Genomic DNA, 16847 nt, shown 5'->3' with positions numbered 1-16847 from the left:
AGGAGACGGCATGGAACCACTGTTGCTCGGCGCCGTGGCCTACACCCCCAACGTCGTGCCCATCTGGGAAGGCATCCGCGACTACTACCGCGCAGCCCCCGTCGAGATGGACTTCGTACTGTTCTCCAACTACGGCCGCCAGGTCGACGCACTGCTTGCGGGAACCATCGACATCGCCTGGAACACCAACCTGGCCTGGGTACGCACCGTGCTCCAGGTCGGCGACCGCGCCCGCGCACTGGCCATGCGCGACACGGACCTGGCCTTCCGCAGCCACCTGGTCTGCCGGGCGGGGGCCGGCCTGCGGAGTCCCGCCGACCTCAGGGGACGGCGGCTGGCGCTGGGCAGCCGTGACTCCGCACAGGCGGCCATCCTGCCGATGTACTACCTGCGCCGCGAGGACATCGCCGACGGGGACGTGGAGCTCCTGCGCATCGACAGCGACCTGGGAAAGCACGGGGACACCGGCCGCAGCGAGCTCGACGCGGTCCGAGCGGTGCTCGACGGCGAGGCCGACGCCGCCGCGATCGGCATCACCACCTGGGAATCCATCGGGCGGGACGAACTGATGCCCAACGCCCTGGAGTCGTTCTGGACCAGCCCCGCCTACTGCCACTGCAACTTCACCGCACTCGACAGCCTCGATGCGGACCGCGCCGACGCCTGGACCGCGCACCTGCTGGCCATGGACTGGAACGACCCCGGGCACCGGCGGATCCTGGAACTGGAAGGTCTCCGCCGCTGGGTACACCCCCGACTCGACGGCTACGCCGACATCTTCCAGGCAGTGGAGGAACAGGAGATCCCGTCCCGATGGTGATCCTCGACCTCGTCGAGAAGCTCTCCGCCACAGCGGAAGGCGACACCATCACGCTCCCTCTCGCCGCACCGGGCGAGGCCCGACTCGCCGCCGCCTGGTGTGAACGCACCGGCAACACCCTCGTCTCCGCGGACGCCAAGAGCATTACGGTCCGCAGGGGCCATCCTCCGGACCCGATCGCGGCCCTGCCCCCGGACCGCCGCCCCGGGGCGCGGCTGTGGCTCTACACCAACTTCGACTGCAACCTCGCCTGCGACTACTGCTGCGCACGATCGTCACCGCAGACGGCGCGGCGGGCCCTGGGCGTGGACCGGGTCCAGCAGATCGCGAAGGCCGCCCCAGCCGCGGGAGTCGCCGAGATCCTCCTCACCGGCGGCGAACCGTTCATCCTCCCCGACCTCGACCGGATCGTCTCCGCGTGCACCGCCGCGCTGCCCACCACCCTGCTCACCAACGGCATGCTCTTCCGCGGCCACCGGCTCCAGATGCTCCGGGCGATGCCCCGCGACCGGCTCGCCCTGCAGATCAGCCTCGACTCCGCCACCCCCGGCCTGCACGACTCCCACCGGGGCAAGGGCACCTGGGCCAAGGCCGTCGCCGGTATCCGCACCGCCGTCGCCGAGGGCTTCACCGTACGGGTGGCCGCCACGCTCACCACCGACGACCGGCACGAGGAAAGCGAACTGCGGTCGTTCCTCGACTCGCTCGGCATCCCCCGCCAGCACCAGGTGGTCCGCCCGCTCGCCCACGAGGGCGCCGCGGACGACGGCCTGGAACTCACCGTGGAAACCCTGGTTCCGGAAGTCACCATCACCGCCGACGGCGTCTACTGGCACCCTGTCGGAGCCGACAACGACGAACAGCTCGTCACCCGCGACATCTTTCCCCTCGACGCCGCCATCGACCTCGTACAGGCAAGGTTCCGCGCCTACCGGCGACAGGCCGACGCGGCCGCCCGCACATTCCCCTGCGCATGAATGCACACCCCCTGCCGTGGCGGGACGCGGATCGCCGGCCGGAAATGAGCAGCCGCCCCGGCTCCGTTCGCAGCCGGGGCGGTCCCTCGTCGTGTGCGGTCAGGACCGGGGAGGGTTGCGGCACAGGCAGAACGGATGCCCGGCCGGGTCGGTGTAGACCTGCCAGCCGTAGCCGGACTCGCCGACGAAGCTCTTCTGGAGGGTGGCGCCCAGCTTGACCACCCGGCGCTGCTCGGGCTCGAACTCGTCCACTTCGAAGTCGAGGTGGAACTGCTGCGGATGCTCCTGGCCCGGCCAGCTGGGCCGCTGGTAGTTCTCCACTCGCTGAAACGACAGCTCGACGCCGTCGTTGCGCAGGTTGACCCAGTCCTTCTGGCTGATGTCGGTGTTGATCTCCCAGCCCAGCAGCTCGGCATAGAACTCGGCCAGCTTCCAGGGGTCGGGGCAGTCGAGGATGACATCGGTGAACGTCAGCATCCGATCATCGTAGATCGCCAGGCCGGACGCCCGCGAGGCATTGGATCGGTGCACCCCGGGACTTGGGGCTCACCGATCTCCCGGTTGCCGGCCGACATCGCCCTGCACGTCCTCGGACGGGGGATCCGTGGAGCGCGTGGTCCGGTTCACGACCCGGGCTGGGCCGCCACCGGGTCGCTATCCGGGGACCGGGGCGCCGCGCGGCGGCGACGGGCGCCGAGCAGGCTGATCTCGAAGGCCAACCGCCCCAGCGCAACAAGCGTGCCCTGCCCGAAGACGAGAATCAGCCACCACCCGACATCCCAGTACCAGTTCTCGGTCCAGGGCTGTGTAATCGCCAGCGTCCCGATGAGGTGCGAGACGGCGACGACGATGCCCGTCCGCCGCTGCCGGGGACAGAGGAACGGCAGCATCGCCCAGAGCAGGGAGGCCGGCACCAGCCAGGGGGCGAAGAATGGCAGACCGGACATGACGGGCCTCGGTATCGGTAGAGAGCACAGTCCGGTCACCGTCGCACCAGCGGGCCCGCGGTACCAGCTCGGCTGGATATCGCACGGATCACGATGCACCCCTGGCAGCCCGCCGGGTGGGCCTGTCACATGCGTGGCCACACCTGCGCGGTTGGCCGTCGCGCGAGCACTGCTCCCGCGGGTGTGGGCTCGTCAGTGGGAGCGGTTGCGGCGACGGTATGCGTAGGTGGCGAGCAGAGCTGTCACGGCAACCGAAACGAGGCTGCCGACCGTGAGCGTGGCCATCGAGGTGCTCCCGCCGCGCTGGGTGGCCTGCTGCCGCGTGCCGATGGCGATGCGGCCGCTGGTCTGTCGTTTGACGAGTCCACTGGTGAGGGTGAGTCGTGCGGTCCACCTGCCGTCCGGCAGCCGTGGGTCGAGTGTGGTCTTCGCCAGCATCGAGCGGCCCGGGCCGAGGGTGTCTGCCTTGACGTTGAACGGGCCTGCGGACAGCCCGCCTGGGCCGTTGGACAGGGTGAGCTTGCCCGCGAGGTCGAGGGCCCGCCCGCCGGTGTTCCTCACTCGGGCTGTGACCATCGGTACGCCGTCCGCGGTGCGGGCGGCGGTCAGATCCTCGATGCGGAAGTCCGACCGCGGTTCTCCGCCCGGCCCGACGGACAGATAGATGCGCACCCCGGCGCGGGCCACGTTGCGTACCTGCTGCGAGGAGTCGTGCTTGGGGCTGATCTCCGCCCAGAGGACACCGTAGTGTTCGCCGCCGGTGGCATCGCCTGCCACGGTGATCTCGGTCTGCACTCTGGCTGTCTCGCCGGGCGCCAGGACGAGTTCGCCGGGCTTGAGCGTCACCCAGCTGGTGAGCTCGTTGCCGGTACGGCCGGGAGCGAAGGTGAAGCCGTGTCTGCCGACGGCCGCGGCCGCGGGGTAGAGCTGGACGCGGTGTCGCGTGTCCGACAGGTTGGTGACCGCGATCCGCCTGCGAATCCGCTCGCCCGGTCTGACGTGGTCGATGATGTAGCGGTGGGCACGCTCGTCGTCGCGGCGGCTGACCGGCGCGTCGACGATCCGGATGCCGACGCTCACGTCGCCCGATGCCGGCCGGGGCGCTTCTGCGGCCGCGGGCGCGACCGGTCCGACGAGCAGTGAGGCGGCAAGGAGCAGTCCGCCAGCGGGCTCACGCCACCGAATGGGTCACCGTCCCGCTGTAGAACCCGCCGATGGCGTCGCTTGGGATGGTGATCTCGAGGGTGGGGTTCCAGCTCGCGCTGTTGTTTCCGCTGCCCGAGGTCTTGGAGAACGCGGTGCGTACTTGTTGCAGGCTCTGCCGGTCGGCACGCGTGGGTTGGCCGGGCACGAAGGTGCCGGTGCCGGTGGTGGCGGTCGCCTGCCCGGACCAGTAGTCCACCAGGTTCGGCGGGATGATCTCGGCGGGTGCGTCCGTTCCGGTGTCGAACTGCGTCGAGATCACCGACGCTGTCCACGTGGCGCTCGCCGCGGCTCGCTGGTCGTTCACCGTCACGGTGCCGAGCTGACCACTGACCGTCTGCCCCGGGAACCCGGACCCGAGGTCGCGCGAGGCGGGCACCTCGATCGTGAGGTTCGACGTCGACACGGTGAACGTTACGGTGGTGTCCCCCGACGGCTGGGCGACCGCAGGCAGCGACGTCGCGCCGACCCCGAGGATGACGACACACGAAAGCAATGCTCTTCTGCGCACTTAATCACCATAGTTGGGTATGTCGCGAAATACTGGCTTGCGACATGGGTCATGCGACCGAGTGGGTGACCGTCCCGGTGTAGGTGCCGCCCACGGCGGCCGCCGGCACCGCGAGGATCAACGTGGGCTGCCACGCGGTGGTGTTGGTCCCGTTGCCCGACGTCTTGGCGAAAGCAGTACGCGGGACGCTCAGGCTCTGCGCCTGGGCGCTCGTGGCCTGGCCCGGTACTCGGGTGCCGGGGCCGGTGGTCCTGGTGGCTTGGCCCGACCAGTAGGAGAACCGGTCCCTGGGGATCTGCCGGGCGGCGCCGCCGCCGGGCGTGGTGAAGTCGGTCGCCGTCACCGTCGCGGTCCAGACCGCGTTCTGCCCGCCCCGCCCGTCCGACACCCGGACTTCACCGAGTTGCCGGCTGATCGACGAACCGGGGAAGGTCGAGCCGAGATTCACCGCGGCCGGCACGGTGATCGACAGGACGTCCGGCTGTTGCGCGACGCGTTCCACGTCGCGGCTCGCCGCCGGCGCCGCCGCGCCGGGCAGCACCGCCACCAGGACCGCCGCCCCGACGCCCATAAGCGTCCACAGCATCTGCACGCGGCGACTATAGAGACCCCTGTGGGTGCTTTTGATCCGTCATCACTCTTTCAGGCGGTTTCTGCCTGTCTGTGAGCGGTTAGCATTCCTCGACCGTTTCGCGTATCCGCACCCTCGGCGGATCGTCGTCCAGGAGCCCCATGCGTAACTCCGCACGCACCGCGACGTACACCGTCCTCGCCCTGGCCCTGGCTGCCTCCGCAAGTCCCGCCCTGTCCGTGCCGGCACGCCACGGCCACGCGGCACCGACCTCGCTCGCCGGTGCCACCCATGACCACCTGAATCGCAACGACAGCCCGCGGTGGAGCCCGAAGCGCCCGGGACCCACACTGATCCGGCTGCGTACCCGTACCTTCGATCCGACCACGCCGGAGGGGGAACGCACCCGGCCGGGGGGAAACCTGCGGACGGAGGGTGGCAGCGCGTATCTGGTCCAGTTCGCGACCACGCTGCTCGACAGCCACCGCGCCGAGCTGGAGGGCCTCGGTGCCCGGATCGGCGCCTACATTCCCGACGCGACGTACGTGGTGCGCATGGACGCAGCGACCCGGGGGCGGGTCGCTGCGCTGCGGTACGTGCGATGGGTCGGCCCGTACGACGCGGGCGACAAGCTCGAAGGCGGGGCCGTCCCGTCGAGGACCCGGCGGTATCTCATCACGCTCGTGGAACCGAACGCCGCCGACCAGCGGGCGATGGTCGAGCGGATCACCAGGATCGGTGGGAGCGTGCACGTCACATCGGCGAGCACACAACTGGTCGAGGCAACCCTGGAGCCGGCACAGGCGCTTGCCGTGGCACACCTGGACGCGGTGCTCGCGCTCGACGTCTGGACGGCACCCGAAGACGACATGGACAACGCCCGCATCGCGGGCGGCGCCAACGCGGTCGAGACCGCGCAGGGCTACCTAGGCCAAGGCGTACGCGGTGAGGTGATGGACACCGGGCTGCGCACCACACACCAGGAGTTCGCGGCGTTCCCGCCGATCATGCACACCGCCAACACCACCAGCACGAGCCACGGCACCTCGACGTACGGGCAGATCTTCGCCTCCGGAGTCAACGCCACCGCCCGCGGTCTGCTCCCCCACGCGCAGCCCGTCTTCGCCGCCCGCAGCCTGGTGTCCGACCGGTGGGCGCACACCGCCCAGCTCGTCGACCCGGCAGGCCCGTACCGGGCGGTGTTCCAGTCCAACAGCTGGGGCAGCGCGCTGACGTACAGCTACAACGCGACGTCGGCGGCGCTGGACGACATCGCCTTCGACCACGACATCCTGATCTGCCAGTCCCAGGGCAACAGCGGCAACCGCTCCGCCCGGCCGGAGGCGTGGGCGAAGAACGTGGTGTCCGTCGGTGGCGTCCACCACTACGACACCGTCTTGCGCACCGATGACGCGTGGGACGGCGGCGCGAGCATCGGCCCGGCCGCGGACGGGCGGATCAAGCCCGATCTGTCGAACTACTACGACGCGGTCTTCACCACCGCCAGCGGCAGCGACACCGCCTACACCGGCACGTTCAACGGCACCAGCGCCTCCGCCCCGATCACCTGCGGCTACGCGGGCCTCATCCACCAGATGTGGGCCGACGGAGTCTTCGAGGGCGGCCCCGGTCTGAACCGTGACGTCTTCGCGTCCCGGCCACATGCCGCCACCGCGAAGGCGTTGCTGCTCAACTCGGCCGACCAGTACTCCTTCACGGGCGAGTCCCACGACCTGGCCCGCATGAAGCAGGGCTGGGGTACGGCCGGCGCCGGCAACCTGTACCAGCAGGCGCAGGGCAACAACTGGCGGCTGCCGATCCTGGTCAACGAGACCGACGTGCTGACGCAGGGCCAGACCGCGACATACACACTGACCACCGACGGCAGCCAGCCGCTGAAAGCGACGATGGTCTACACCGACCCGATGGGCTCGCCATCGGCGGCCCAGGCGCGGGTCAACGACCTGACCCTGAAGCTCACCGCCCCGGACGGCACCGTGTACTGGGGGAACAACGGACTCGCAGCAGGCAACTGGTCAACGCCGGGTGGCGCCGCGAACACGGTCGACACCGTCGAGAACGTGTTCATCCAAGCCCCGGCCGCCGGCACCTGGACGATCGAGGTCATCGCCAGCCAGGTCAACGCGGACGCACACGTGGAGACCCCCGAGACCGACGCTGACTTCGCCCTGGTCACCACCGGAAAGGTCACCGGCTGATTCCAGGGCGACGGCCTCCCCGCGGGCCCTGTCGCGCCGGGGGCTTCCCCATCCGGTCACGGACGGCTTGCTCCGGCGCATCCTGCACTTGGGAGTCCAGGTGTACGCAGCGGCCTTGAACCGTCGCCGCCACGTACTCCTTCTCCCGGTCTGCGGGGAGCCGTGACGACCAGGTGCTCGCGCCCCGGCGGAAGCCGGGGGCGGCCCGGCCACGGCGCCACCCGCGCCGCGACGGGCTCGGCCGGCTGGGCGGGGACGCCCGCCGACGGCGAGCCGGGTCGGTGTAGGCTGTCGTCGCCTTCAGCGGCCGGCTGCCGTCGGGGCCGCCGGCGGCATGTCCCGCGTCAGCCGGGCCGTTTGAGCGCCGGACTCCCCGATCCGCTGGTATGCATCGGCAGTCTGCCCTGCCCACCGGTGGTTCGGCGAGGCAGTCTCTGATTGCTCACAGCCCGGCCGCCGGGTCGTCCGTGGCCCCGGTCCGCAGCGGCCGGTGTCCCTTCTGCATCGCGGTTCCGGAGGGCCCCGGGCCCGTCAAGCGTCCCGGTTCCGCAGTACCACGAACCCCCCGAGGACCGCCGCGACCACCCACCCCACCATGATCGAGAGCCCGCCCCAGGGGCCGTAGGGGGCGGAGCCGCTGTTCATCGCGCCCGGCACCACCTGCATGATCTTGGAGCCGGCCTGGTCGGGGAAGTACCGCGCGACCTCCTTGGCGCCCGGCACCGCGGACAGGATCTGCGAGATCAGGAAGAAGAACGGCATCAGGATGCCCAGCGACAGCATCGAGCTGCGCAGCATCGCCGCCACACCCATCGAGAACAGCGCGATCAGCGTCATGTACAGGCCGCCGCCGATCACCGCGCGCAGCACATGAGGCTCACCGATGCCGGTGCGATGGTCGCCCAGCAGCGCCTGCCCGAGGAAGAAGGCCAGGAAGCTCGTGGCCATTCCGACCAGCAGGGCCAGCACCGAGGCCACGGCGATCTTGCTGAAGAGGAACGTCGAGCGCTGCGGTACGGCCGCCAGGGAGGTGCGGATCATGCCGGAGCCGTACTCCGTACCGACCACCAGCACCCCGAACACCACCATCGCCAGCTGGCCGAGCACCATGCCGGAGAAGCTGACGAGCGTCGGGTCGAAGGTGGCCCGTTCGAGGGCGGAGAGATCGTCGAACCGGGCCCTCGTCAGCGCGCACAGCCCCGCGCTCAGCGCCACCGTCACCACCAGCGCGCTCGCCAGCGTCCAGACCGTGGAGGACACCGTGCGGATCTTGGTCCACTCGGACCGCAGAACGGCAGGCACGGACGCCATGGCTCAGACCTTTCCCTCGTCGGTGCTGCTCCCGCCGCGCCACTGACGCTCGTAGCTCTCGCCCCAGCGCCGCGGGGGAGGGGCCGCGGCGGGTGCGCGGCCGTCGTCGAGCTCGTGCGCGTGGTACTCCACCGCGCCCGCCGTCATCCGCATGAACGCCTCCTCCAGCGACGCCCGCTGGGCACTCAGCTCGTGCAGCACCACCTGGTGGCGGGCGGCCAGTTCGCCCAGCTGCTCGGTGGTCGCGCCGTCCACCTCCAGCGCCCCGCTCCCGGTCATCACGGCCGTCAGTCCGGCCGAGGCCAGCACGTCACGCATCCGCTCCGGCTGCGGCGAACGCAGCCGCACATAGCTGCGGGAGTTCTGCTGAATGAAATCGGCCATCGACGTATCGGCCAGCAGCCTGCCCTGGCCGATCACGATCAAGTGATCCGCGGTCAGTGCCATTTCGCTCATCAGATGACTGGATACGAAGATCGTGCGGCCTTCCGCGGCAAGACTCTTCATCAAATTGCGGATCCAGTGAATTCCTTCGGGATCCAGACCGTTGACCGGCTCGTCGAACATGAGGATTTCCGGATCACCCAGCAGCGCGGAGGCGATCCCGAGGCGCTGACCCATGCCGAGTGAGAAACCCTTGACCTTCTTCCGGGCGACCGAGGTCAGTCCGACGACATCCAGGACCTCGGACACCCGGCTCGCCGGGATGCGGTTGCTCTGCGCGAGACACAGCAGATTGTTGTAGGCGGTGCGCCCGCCGTGCATGGCCCGGGCGTCGAGCAGCGCCCCGATGTGCCGGAGGGGTTCGTCGAGTTCGCGGTAGTGCCTGCCGTCGATACGGACCGACCCGCCGGTCGGGATGTCCAGGTCCAGCATCATCCGCATCGTCGTGGACTTGCCGGCCCCGTTCGGCCCCAGAAAGCCCGTCACCACACCGGGCCGCACCCGGAAGGAGAGACGGTCGACCGCCGTCAGGGAACCGAAGCGCTTGGTGAGATCCTCGACCTCGATCATGCCGCTTACGCTAGAGCGGCGAAAAGCCCCCCGCCACCGCTGGCGGGGGGCTTTCCGTGAACGTCTGCTAGCGGGACTGCTGCGCGGGGACGCCGCGGCTGATCGGCTCGTCGTCCGGGGCGCCCGTGGCGGCCACCGCGGCACCCGTCAGCGTGGCCAGCATCTCGCGGACGTTGGTCAGCTGGGCGTTGATCGAGTCGCGGCGGTTGGTGAGCGCCGCCAGCTCGCGCTCCGATTCGCTGCGGATACGGTCCGCCTTGGCGTTGGCGTCGGCCACGATGTCCTCGGCCTGACGCTGCGCGGTCTCCACCGTCTGGCGGGCCCGGCGCTCGGCGTCCGTGCGCAGCTTCTCGGCCTCCAGCCGCAGCTGCTCGGCACGGTGCTCGATCTCGGCGAGCCGCTTCTCGGCCTTCGCCTGACGGGAGGCCAGGTCACGCTCGGACTGCTCGCGGCGCTTGGCGAGGTTCGTCTCGAAATCGGCGGCGGCCTGCGCGGCCTTGGCGCGCGTCTCCTCGAAGAGCGCGTCCGCCTCCTCCCGCTTGGACTGCGCGTCCTTCTGCGCGTCGGTGCGGAGCTGCTGCGCCTCGCCCTTCGCCTTCTCGACGATCCGGACACCCTCGTCCTCGGCCTTGGCCTTGCGGTCCGCCGCGTAGCCCTCGGCGTCGTTGCGCACCTGCTGGGCCGCCGACTCGGCGAGCTCCCGGTGCTGCTCGGCCGCGCGACGGGCCTCCTCACGCAGGTCCTTCGCCTCCTCCTCGGCGAGCCGGAGGATCTTCTCGACGCGTGCGCCGAGACCGGCGTACGACGGCTCGGCGTCGCTGACCTGGGCCTGGGCGTTCTGCGTTTCGAGGTGGAGCTCCTCGATGCGCTTTTCCAGAGAGGTGATGCGTGCCAGAGCACTGTCTCGGTCGGCGACGAGTTTGGTAATGCGGTCGTCCACCTGACCGCGGTCGTAACCACGCCGCACGAGCTCGAAGCCGAAGGGGGAGGATGTGTCGCTCATGGGGTTCCTGTCGAAAGAGACCGGTGAGGTGATAGGGGGAATCCTAGGGGCCGCAGCGGCGTGTCATCGAGCGTATGCCCGTTTGATTGGCAGAATGTCCAGCCTTTTGAGTGGCTAGCCACTGGAAGGCTTGCCACTCGAACGTGTTCCCCCGGCACCGGCACCTGCCCTGACACCGTCCTTGCCCCCACCGCTCGGTGCCTCGAACGACTCCAGCGCCTCCAGGACGTCCTGGACACGTGTGATCTCCGCATTGATGTCCTCGCGCCGGCGGACGAGCACATCGAGTTCGCGACGACCCTCATCGGTCATCCGCTCGGCCTCGCGCTCCGCCTCGCTCTTGATCCGCTCGGCTTCCCGGACCAGCTCGGCCTTCTTCTGCTCGGCCTCCTTGAGCAGCGCCTCGGCCTTCTTGACCGCCGCGATACGGACCTTGCTCGCCTCGGAAGACGCGTCGGACAGCATCTCCTTGGTCTTGGCCTCCGCCTCGGCCCGCTGCTGCTCGGCCGCCTTCACCAGCTTGTCCACGCGCTCGCCGGCCGACCTGACCTGCTCCGCGGTCTCCTTGCGGGCCCGGTCGTGCAGCGCCTCGATCTCGCTCTCGACCCGGCCGCGCAGCTCCTCGGCCCGCTCCCGGATGGCCGTGGCGTCCCGCCGGGCCTCGCCCAGCAGCTCGTCCGCGTCCGTACGGGCCTTCTCCACCAGCGAGTTGCCTTCGATGCGGGACTCGGCGACGATCCGGTCGGCCTCCTTGCGGGCCGCGCCGACCATCGCGTCGGCCTGCTCCTCCGCCTCTGTGGTGGCTCGCAGCGCCTCCTCCTGGGCCTTGCCGATGAGCTGGTCGGCCTGCTCGGCGGCGTCCGCACGGCGCTTGGCCGCGGCCTTCCGCGCCTCGTCCAGCGCCCGCTCCGCCTCCTCGCGCGCCTCCACGACGGTCCGCTCCGCCAGGGCGTCGCTGTCCACGCGGTTCCGCTCGGCCTCGGCCCTGATGCGCTCCGCGGCCTGCTGCGCCGAGCCCACCGTCTCGGCGGCCTCCGCACGGAGGAGCTCCGCCTCGGCCGTGGCCTCCGACAGCCTCCGGTCGGCCTGGTCGACGGCCTCCGCGGTCAGCTGGTCGGCTTCCGCCGCCGCCTCGCTGATCAGGCGGTCCGCCTGCTCCGCCGCGTCCGCGCGCCGCTTGGCCGCGTCCTCGCGGGCCCGGTCCATCATGCGGTCGCCGTCCGCCCGCGCACCCGCGCGCATCCGCTCGGCCTCGGCCTCGGCGTCCACCTTGACCTGCTCGGCCTCGGCCAGCGTCTCGCGGGCCCGGGCCACCAGCTTCTCGGCCTCGGACGAGGCCTCGCCGATGAGGAGGTCGGCCTGGGCTGCCGCCTCGCTGCGGATGCGGTTGGCGTCCTCCCGCGCGTCGGCACGGGTCCGCTCCGCCACCGCGTCGCTCTCCGCGCGGTGGTTCTCCGCCTCGGCCCTGATGCGCTCCGCAGCCTGCTGCGCGGAGCCGATGGTCTCCGCCGCCTCGGCCCGCAGCCGGTCGGCCCGCTCGATCGCGTCGGCGGTCAGCTTCTCGGCCTCGGACGAGGCCTCGCCGATGAGCAGGTCGGCCTGGGCGGCCGCCTCGCTGCGGATGCGGTTGGCGTCCCCCCGCGCGTCGGCACGGGTACGGGAAGCGTCCTGCTCCGCGGACGCCAGTGCGTCCGACGCCTGGGTGCGCAGCCGCTGGGCGTACTCGGACGCGTCCGCGCGCAGCTTCTCCGCCTCGGCCAGCGCCTCCGTGACCGTCCGCTCGGCGAGCGCCTTCGCGGCCTCGGCCTCCTCCTGCGCCTCGCTCCGGACCCGGCCCGCGTCCTGCGAGGCCCGCTCCCGCTCCGCGTGCGCGTCGGCGCGGACCCGGTCCGCCTCCTCCTGCGCCTCGGTCCTCGTGCGGTCCGCCGCGTGCTCGGCGGCACTGCGCAGTCCGGAGATCTCCTCCTCGGCCTGCTCGTGCAGACCCGTCACGGAGTCCCGCACCTGCTGCGCGGTCTGCTCGGCCGCCGACACCAGCTCGGTGGCCCGGCGGTCCGCCTCCTCGACGAGCCGCTGCGCCTCGGACTGCGCGTCCTCGACCCGCTTGCGGGCCGCCGCCAGCAGATCCTCGCTCTGCTCGCGGGCCCGGTCGCGCTCCTGCCCGGCCTCCTCACGGGCGGCGGTCAGCAGTTCCTCGGCCTCCCGGCGGCGCCGGTTGGCCTCCTCCTGCGCGGCGGCCAGCGCCTCGGCGGCCTCCGCGCCCACGCGCTCGGCCGCCGCCGCGGCCTCCGAGCGCAGCCGGTCGGCTGTCTCCTGGGCCTCCGACTTCAGCCGCTCCGCCTCCGCGGCGGCCTCGGCACGCAGTCGCACCGCGACCTGCTCGCCCTCGGCACGCGACTGGGCAGCCTCCGCCGCGGCCTCGATCCGCAGCCGGTCGGCCTCCTCGTCGGCCTGCGCCTGGAGCGTACGGATCCGCTCGGCGGCCTCCGAACGCAGCCGCTCGGTCTCCTCCGCAGCGTCCCGGCGCAGCCGCTCGGCCTCGGTGCGCGCCTCGCGCAGGGCCTCCTCGGCAGCGGTGTTCCGCTGCTCGGCCTCGGTGTGCAGCCGGGTCAGCTCCTCGGCGGCCTCCTCGCGGCGCGCCTCCGCGGCGCGGTCGGCCTCCTCGCGGATGGCGCGGGCCTCGTCCTCGGCCTCGCCGCGGGTGCGCTCCGCCTGCTCCTCGGCCTCGCCCCGCAGCCGCTCCGCCTCGGCGCGGGTGCGCGACAGGGTCTCCTCGGCCTGCTTGCGCAGTGTCGTCGCCCGCTCGATCGCCTCGGTGCGGACCCGCTCGCTCTCGGTGGTGGCGCCCGAGCGGAGTTCGTCGGCGTCGGCCTTCGCCTTCGTCAGCAGTTCCTCGGCGGTCTTCGCCGCCTCCTCGATCTGCTGGACGGCCTCGCGCCGGGCCTCGCCGCGGATCCGCTCGCCCTCGGCGACCGCCTCGGACCGCAGCTGCTCGGCCTCGCCGCGCAGCCGGCGGGCCTCCTCCTGCAGTTCGACGGCCTTGGCGCGGTACTCCTTGGTGTCGTCCTTGGCCTCGCCCTTGAGCTGCTCGGCGGTGTCCGCGGCCTCCTTGCGCAGGCGCTCGGCCTCGGCCTCGGCCTCGCGGCGGATCCGCTCGGCCTCCTCGCTCGCCGCCCTGGTGGTGGCCCGGGCGTCCTCCGACGCCTTCGTCAGCACCTCCTCGGCACTGCGGGCCGCCTTGGCGAGCTGGGCCGCGGAGTCCTCGGCGGCCATCGTGCGGGCCTTCTCCGCGGCCCCGGCGACCAGCTTCTCGGCCTCGGCACGGGCGTCGGCGAGCGACTGCTCGGCCTCCGCCTTGAGGGCCTCGGTCTCCTGTGTGGCCTCGGCGACCAGCCGGGCGATCTCGGCCTTGGCGGTGCGCGTCCGCTGCTCGTTGTCCGACTCGGCACTCGCCAGCCGCTTGGACGCGGCCGACTCCGCCTCGGTGACCAGCTTCTCGGCCTCGGTGCGCGCCTCGCGCAGGGCGGTCTCGGCCTGCGCCATCCGCTGCTCCGCCGCCCGGCTCAGCTCCGCGGCCTGCTTGCGGGCGGCGTCGGACTCGGCGGAGGTGCTGGTGCGGATCTGCTCGGCGTGCGCGGTGGCTTCCTGGGCCTGCGTGGAGGCGGCGTTCAGCAGCCGCTCGGCATCCCTGCGGGCGCGCAGCAGGATGCCCTCGGCCTCGGTGCGGGCGGCCTCCGCCTCGGAGCCCAGTCGCTGCCTGGCCTCCTCGGCCACTCGCTGCGACTCGGCGCGGGCCGCGGCGATCGCCTGGTCGGCCTCCGCGCGGGCCTCCTCCATCAGCCGGCGGGCCTGGGCCTCGGTGCGGGCGCGCAGCTGCTCGGCCCAGGCGACGTTCTCGTTGACGTGTGTCTCGACGGTGGCGCGGCGCTCCGCCAGCTCCTGGTCGAGCTGCTGGCGGCGGGCCACGGCCTCGGCGTGCAGCTCGGCCTGGAGCCGGGCCTGCTGCTCGGCGTGCTCCTGGAGGATCCGCTGGGTCTGGTTGCGGACCTCGCGCAGTTCGCGTTCGGCGTCGCTGCGGATCTGGTCGGCCTGGATCTGTGCGTTGCGCAGCAGCTGCTCGGCCTGGTACCCGACGTTCGCGGCGTCGTAGGCAGGGCGGGTGGCGATGGTGCGGCGCGCCTCATGGAGCTTGGCGCGCAACACCTCGACCTGGTAGCCGAGGTCCTCGGCGTGCTGGACGGCCTTCTCCCGCTCGGTCTTCAGCCGGTCCATCTCGGCCTCGAACCGAGAGAGGTGGTCGTCAGGTTCGTGGCGTTCGTAGCCCCGCACTGCGCGGTCCCATCCGTCCCCTGGTCGCAACTCTCTCCAACGAGTCCGCCCGACTGCGGACGGCCCCCCGGGAAATGGTGTCAGATCGACATCGGGCCGCCCAGGCCCCGACCTGGCCACGGCCCGGAGTTGCCCACTCTACCGGCCGGGGAAAGCGAGGGTCAGTGGTCCGTGGAGGAGGGGTCGGCGGAGGTGACCAGTTCGGTGAGGACGCCGTGGCAGTCCTTGGGGTGCAGGAAGGTGATCCGGGAGCCCATCGAACCGGTCCGCGGCTCCTCGTAGAGCACCCGCACGCCCTTGTCCTCGATGGCCCGGGCGTCGCCGTCGACGTCCGCGGTGCCGAAGGCGATGTGGTGCACGCCCTCGCCGTTCTTGGCCAGCCACTTGGCGACGGTGGAGTCCTCCCGGGTCGGTTCCAGGAGCTGGAGGTACGAGGCGCCGCCGTCGGAGGTCTCGTTGATCTTGAGCATGGCCTCCCGGACCCCCTGCTCCTCGTTGACCTCGGTGTGGAACACCTCGAAGCCGTACGTGGCACGGTAGAACTCGACGGTCTTGTCGAGGTCGAAGCAGGCAATCCCGATGTGGTCGATTCGCGTCAGCATTCCTCCAGTGCAGCGCTCCGGAGGTGGTTACGCAACGTGCGCGCGATCACACCAGCAGGCCGGTGACCCAGGGGCGTACCGCTCAGTACATTGACGATAACCCTCGTTAACTTCTCGCCGGAAAGGGGTCGCACCCCATGACTGGTACCAACGGCACTACCTCCGTGATCGTCGCGGGCGCCCGTACGCCCATGGGACGGCTGCTCGGATCTCTGAAGTCCTTCTCCGGAGCGGAGCTGGGCGGCTTCGCCATCAAGGCCGCGCTGGACCGGGCCGGCATCGGCGGGGACCAGGTGCAGTACGTGATCATGGGGCAGGTGCTCCAGGCCGGGGCGGGACAGATCCCGGCCCGCCAGGCCGCCGTCAAGGCGGGCATCCCCATGAGCGTCCCCGCCCTGACGATCAACAAGGTCTGCCTCTCGGGCCTGGACGCGATCGCGCTCGCCGACCAGCTGATCCGCGCGGGCGAGTTCGACGTGGTCGTCGCCGGCGGCCAGGAGTCGATGACCAACGCCCCGCACCTGCTGCCCAAGTCCCGCGAGGGCTTCAAGTACGGCGCGATCGAGATGCTCGACGCGATGGCGTACGACGGCCTCACCGACTCCTTCGAGGGCATCGCCATGGGCGAGTCCACCGAGAAGCACAACACCCGCCTCGGCATCGCCCGCCCCGAGCAGGACGAGATCGCCGCGCTGTCCCACCAGCGCGCCGCCGCCGCCCAGAAGAACGGCGTGTTCGAGGCGGAGATCACCCCCGTCGAGATCCCGCAGCGCAAGGGCGAGCCGGTCGTCTTCGCCAAGGACGAGGGCATCCGCGCCGAGACCACCGTCGAGTCCCTCGGCAAGCTGCGTCCGGCCTTCGCCAAGGACGGCACGATCACCGCCGGCACCTCCTCGCAGATCTCCGACGGTGCCGCCGCGGTCGTCGTCATGAGCAAGGCCAAGGCGGAGGAGCTCGGCCTGGAGTGGATCGCCGAGATCGGCGCCCACGGCAACGTCGCCGGCCCGGACAACTCCCTCCAGTCGCAGCCGTCCAACGCGATCCTGCACGCGCTGAAGAAGGAGGGCCTGGAGGTCTCCGACCTGGACCTCGTCGAGATCAACGAGGCGTTCGCCGCGGTGTCCGTGCAGTCCATGAAGGACCTGGGCGTGTCCCCTGAAAAGGTGAACGTCAACGGTGGTGCGATCGCCCTCGGCCACCCGATCGGCATGTCCGGCGCCCGCCTCGTGCTGCACCTGGCCCTGGAGCTCAAGCGGCGCGGCGGCGGTGTCGGCGCGGCCGCCCTGTGCGGTGGCGGCGGACAGGGCGACGCCCTGATCGTGCGCGTCCCGGGCAAGTAA

General features: G+C 71.3%; 14 protein-coding genes. 4 read left to right on the top strand and 10 right to left on the bottom strand.

Annotated elements, in window-relative coordinates:
* Positions 1-10 precede the first annotated feature (10 nt).
* Both ACZ4Z5_RS00575 and ACZ4Z5_RS00570 read left to right on the top strand, forming a co-directional pair.
* Positions 11-820, top strand: a complete 810-nt coding sequence (locus ACZ4Z5_RS00575) for an Rv1680 family SBP-like protein (RefSeq protein ID WP_468254480.1) — start codon at positions 11-13, stop codon at positions 818-820.
* Positions 814-1797 carry an Rv1681 family radical SAM protein gene (locus ACZ4Z5_RS00570; RefSeq protein ID WP_468254477.1) on the top strand — a complete coding sequence of 328 codons (984 nt, stop codon included), beginning with the start codon at positions 814-816 and terminating at the stop codon, positions 1795-1797. The genes ACZ4Z5_RS00575 and ACZ4Z5_RS00570 overlap by 7 nt, the downstream gene beginning before the upstream one ends.
* A gap of 99 nt (positions 1798-1896) precedes the next feature.
* Here ACZ4Z5_RS00570 and ACZ4Z5_RS00565 read toward each other — a convergent pair whose 3' ends face one another.
* The 5 genes from ACZ4Z5_RS00565 to ACZ4Z5_RS00545 all read right to left on the bottom strand — a co-directional run bounded on the left by ACZ4Z5_RS00565 (position 1897) and on the right by ACZ4Z5_RS00545 (position 5050).
* Complete coding sequence (locus ACZ4Z5_RS00565; RefSeq protein WP_468254471.1) at positions 1897-2274, bottom strand: VOC family protein; 378 nt, start codon at positions 2272-2274, stop codon at positions 1897-1899.
* Positions 2275-2420: 146 nt separating this feature from the next.
* Positions 2421-2744, bottom strand: coding sequence for a hypothetical protein (locus ACZ4Z5_RS00560; RefSeq protein WP_468254468.1), 324 nt, complete (start codon positions 2742-2744; stop codon positions 2421-2423).
* 192 nt (positions 2745-2936) lie between these two features.
* Complete coding sequence (locus ACZ4Z5_RS00555) at positions 2937-3824, bottom strand: COG1361 family protein (protein WP_468254465.1); 888 nt, start codon at positions 3822-3824, stop codon at positions 2937-2939.
* 91 nt (positions 3825-3915) lie between these two features.
* Positions 3916-4458, bottom strand: a complete 543-nt coding sequence (locus tag ACZ4Z5_RS00550; RefSeq protein ID WP_468254463.1) for a hypothetical protein — start codon at positions 4456-4458, stop codon at positions 3916-3918.
* 49 nt (positions 4459-4507) lie between these two features.
* Positions 4508-5050 (bottom strand): hypothetical protein, encoded by a 543-nt coding sequence (locus ACZ4Z5_RS00545; protein WP_468254461.1) that lies wholly within the window; start codon positions 5048-5050, stop codon positions 4508-4510.
* A 140-nt stretch (positions 5051-5190) separates the two neighbouring features.
* Between ACZ4Z5_RS00545 and ACZ4Z5_RS00540 the strand changes: the two genes are divergently transcribed.
* The gene (locus tag ACZ4Z5_RS00540) at positions 5191-7248 is read left to right on the top strand and encodes a S8 family serine peptidase (RefSeq protein ID WP_468254459.1); all 2058 of its coding nucleotides are present in this window, start codon (positions 5191-5193) and stop codon (positions 7246-7248) included.
* 531 nt (positions 7249-7779) lie between these two features.
* On the opposite strand, the gene ACZ4Z5_RS00535 is transcribed toward ACZ4Z5_RS00540, so the two are convergent.
* From ACZ4Z5_RS00535 to mce, 5 genes are all read right to left on the bottom strand, one after another.
* Positions 7780-8559 (bottom strand): ABC transporter permease, encoded by a 780-nt coding sequence (locus tag ACZ4Z5_RS00535; protein ID WP_468254456.1) that lies wholly within the window; start codon positions 8557-8559, stop codon positions 7780-7782.
* Between the two features lie 3 nt (positions 8560-8562).
* On the bottom strand, positions 8563-9573 hold the full coding sequence (locus tag ACZ4Z5_RS00530) for an ABC transporter ATP-binding protein (RefSeq protein WP_468254451.1): 1011 nt from the start codon (positions 9571-9573) through the stop codon (positions 8563-8565).
* A gap of 67 nt (positions 9574-9640) precedes the next feature.
* Positions 9641-10576: a cellulose-binding protein gene (locus ACZ4Z5_RS00525; RefSeq protein ID WP_468254446.1), complete on the bottom strand. Its 936-nt coding sequence runs from the start codon at positions 10574-10576 to the stop codon at positions 9641-9643.
* Positions 10577-10690: 114 nt separating this feature from the next.
* Entirely contained in the window at positions 10691-14905 is a 4215-nt protein-coding gene (gene scy, locus ACZ4Z5_RS00520; RefSeq protein WP_468254441.1) for a polarized growth protein Scy, read from the bottom strand.
* 161 nt (positions 14906-15066) lie between these two features.
* A complete protein-coding gene (gene mce, locus ACZ4Z5_RS00515) occupies positions 15067-15507 on the bottom strand; it encodes a methylmalonyl-CoA epimerase (RefSeq protein ID WP_468254435.1) in 441 nt (146 codons plus the stop codon).
* A 137-nt stretch (positions 15508-15644) separates the two neighbouring features.
* On the opposite strand from mce, the gene ACZ4Z5_RS00510 reads away from it, so the two are divergent.
* Positions 15645-16847: an acetyl-CoA C-acetyltransferase gene (locus ACZ4Z5_RS00510; protein ID WP_468254433.1), complete on the top strand. Its 1203-nt coding sequence runs from the start codon at positions 15645-15647 to the stop codon at positions 16845-16847.

It is taken from the genome of Streptomyces sp. NPDC030222, assembly GCF_055573115.1.
Note: the sequence above shows the minus strand (reverse complement) of the source record. Positions and strands in the feature narration are given on the sequence as shown.

Bases quoted from the DNA above. Each gene is read 5' to 3' on its own strand.
- ACZ4Z5_RS00575 (WP_468254480.1), top strand. From the start codon at position 11: ATGGAACCACTGTTGCTCGGCGCCGTGGCCTACACCCCCAACGTCGTG.
- ACZ4Z5_RS00570 (WP_468254477.1), top strand. From the start codon at position 814: ATGGTGATCCTCGACCTCGTCGAGAAGCTCTCCGCCACAGCGGAAGGC.
- ACZ4Z5_RS00565 (WP_468254471.1), bottom strand. From the start codon at position 2,274: ATGCTGACGTTCACCGATGTCATCCTCGACTGCCCCGACCCCTGGAAG.
- ACZ4Z5_RS00560 (WP_468254468.1), bottom strand. From the start codon at position 2,744: ATGTCCGGTCTGCCATTCTTCGCCCCCTGGCTGGTGCCGGCCTCCCTG.
- ACZ4Z5_RS00540 (WP_468254459.1), top strand. From the start codon at position 5,191: ATGCGTAACTCCGCACGCACCGCGACGTACACCGTCCTCGCCCTGGCC.
- ACZ4Z5_RS00535 (WP_468254456.1), bottom strand. From the start codon at position 8,559: ATGGCGTCCGTGCCTGCCGTTCTGCGGTCCGAGTGGACCAAGATCCGC.
- ACZ4Z5_RS00530 (WP_468254451.1), bottom strand. From the start codon at position 9,573: ATGATCGAGGTCGAGGATCTCACCAAGCGCTTCGGTTCCCTGACGGCG.
- ACZ4Z5_RS00525 (WP_468254446.1), bottom strand. From the start codon at position 10,576: ATGAGCGACACATCCTCCCCCTTCGGCTTCGAGCTCGTGCGGCGTGGT.
- mce (WP_468254435.1), bottom strand. From the start codon at position 15,507: ATGCTGACGCGAATCGACCACATCGGGATTGCCTGCTTCGACCTCGAC.
- ACZ4Z5_RS00510 (WP_468254433.1), top strand. From the start codon at position 15,645: ATGACTGGTACCAACGGCACTACCTCCGTGATCGTCGCGGGCGCCCGT.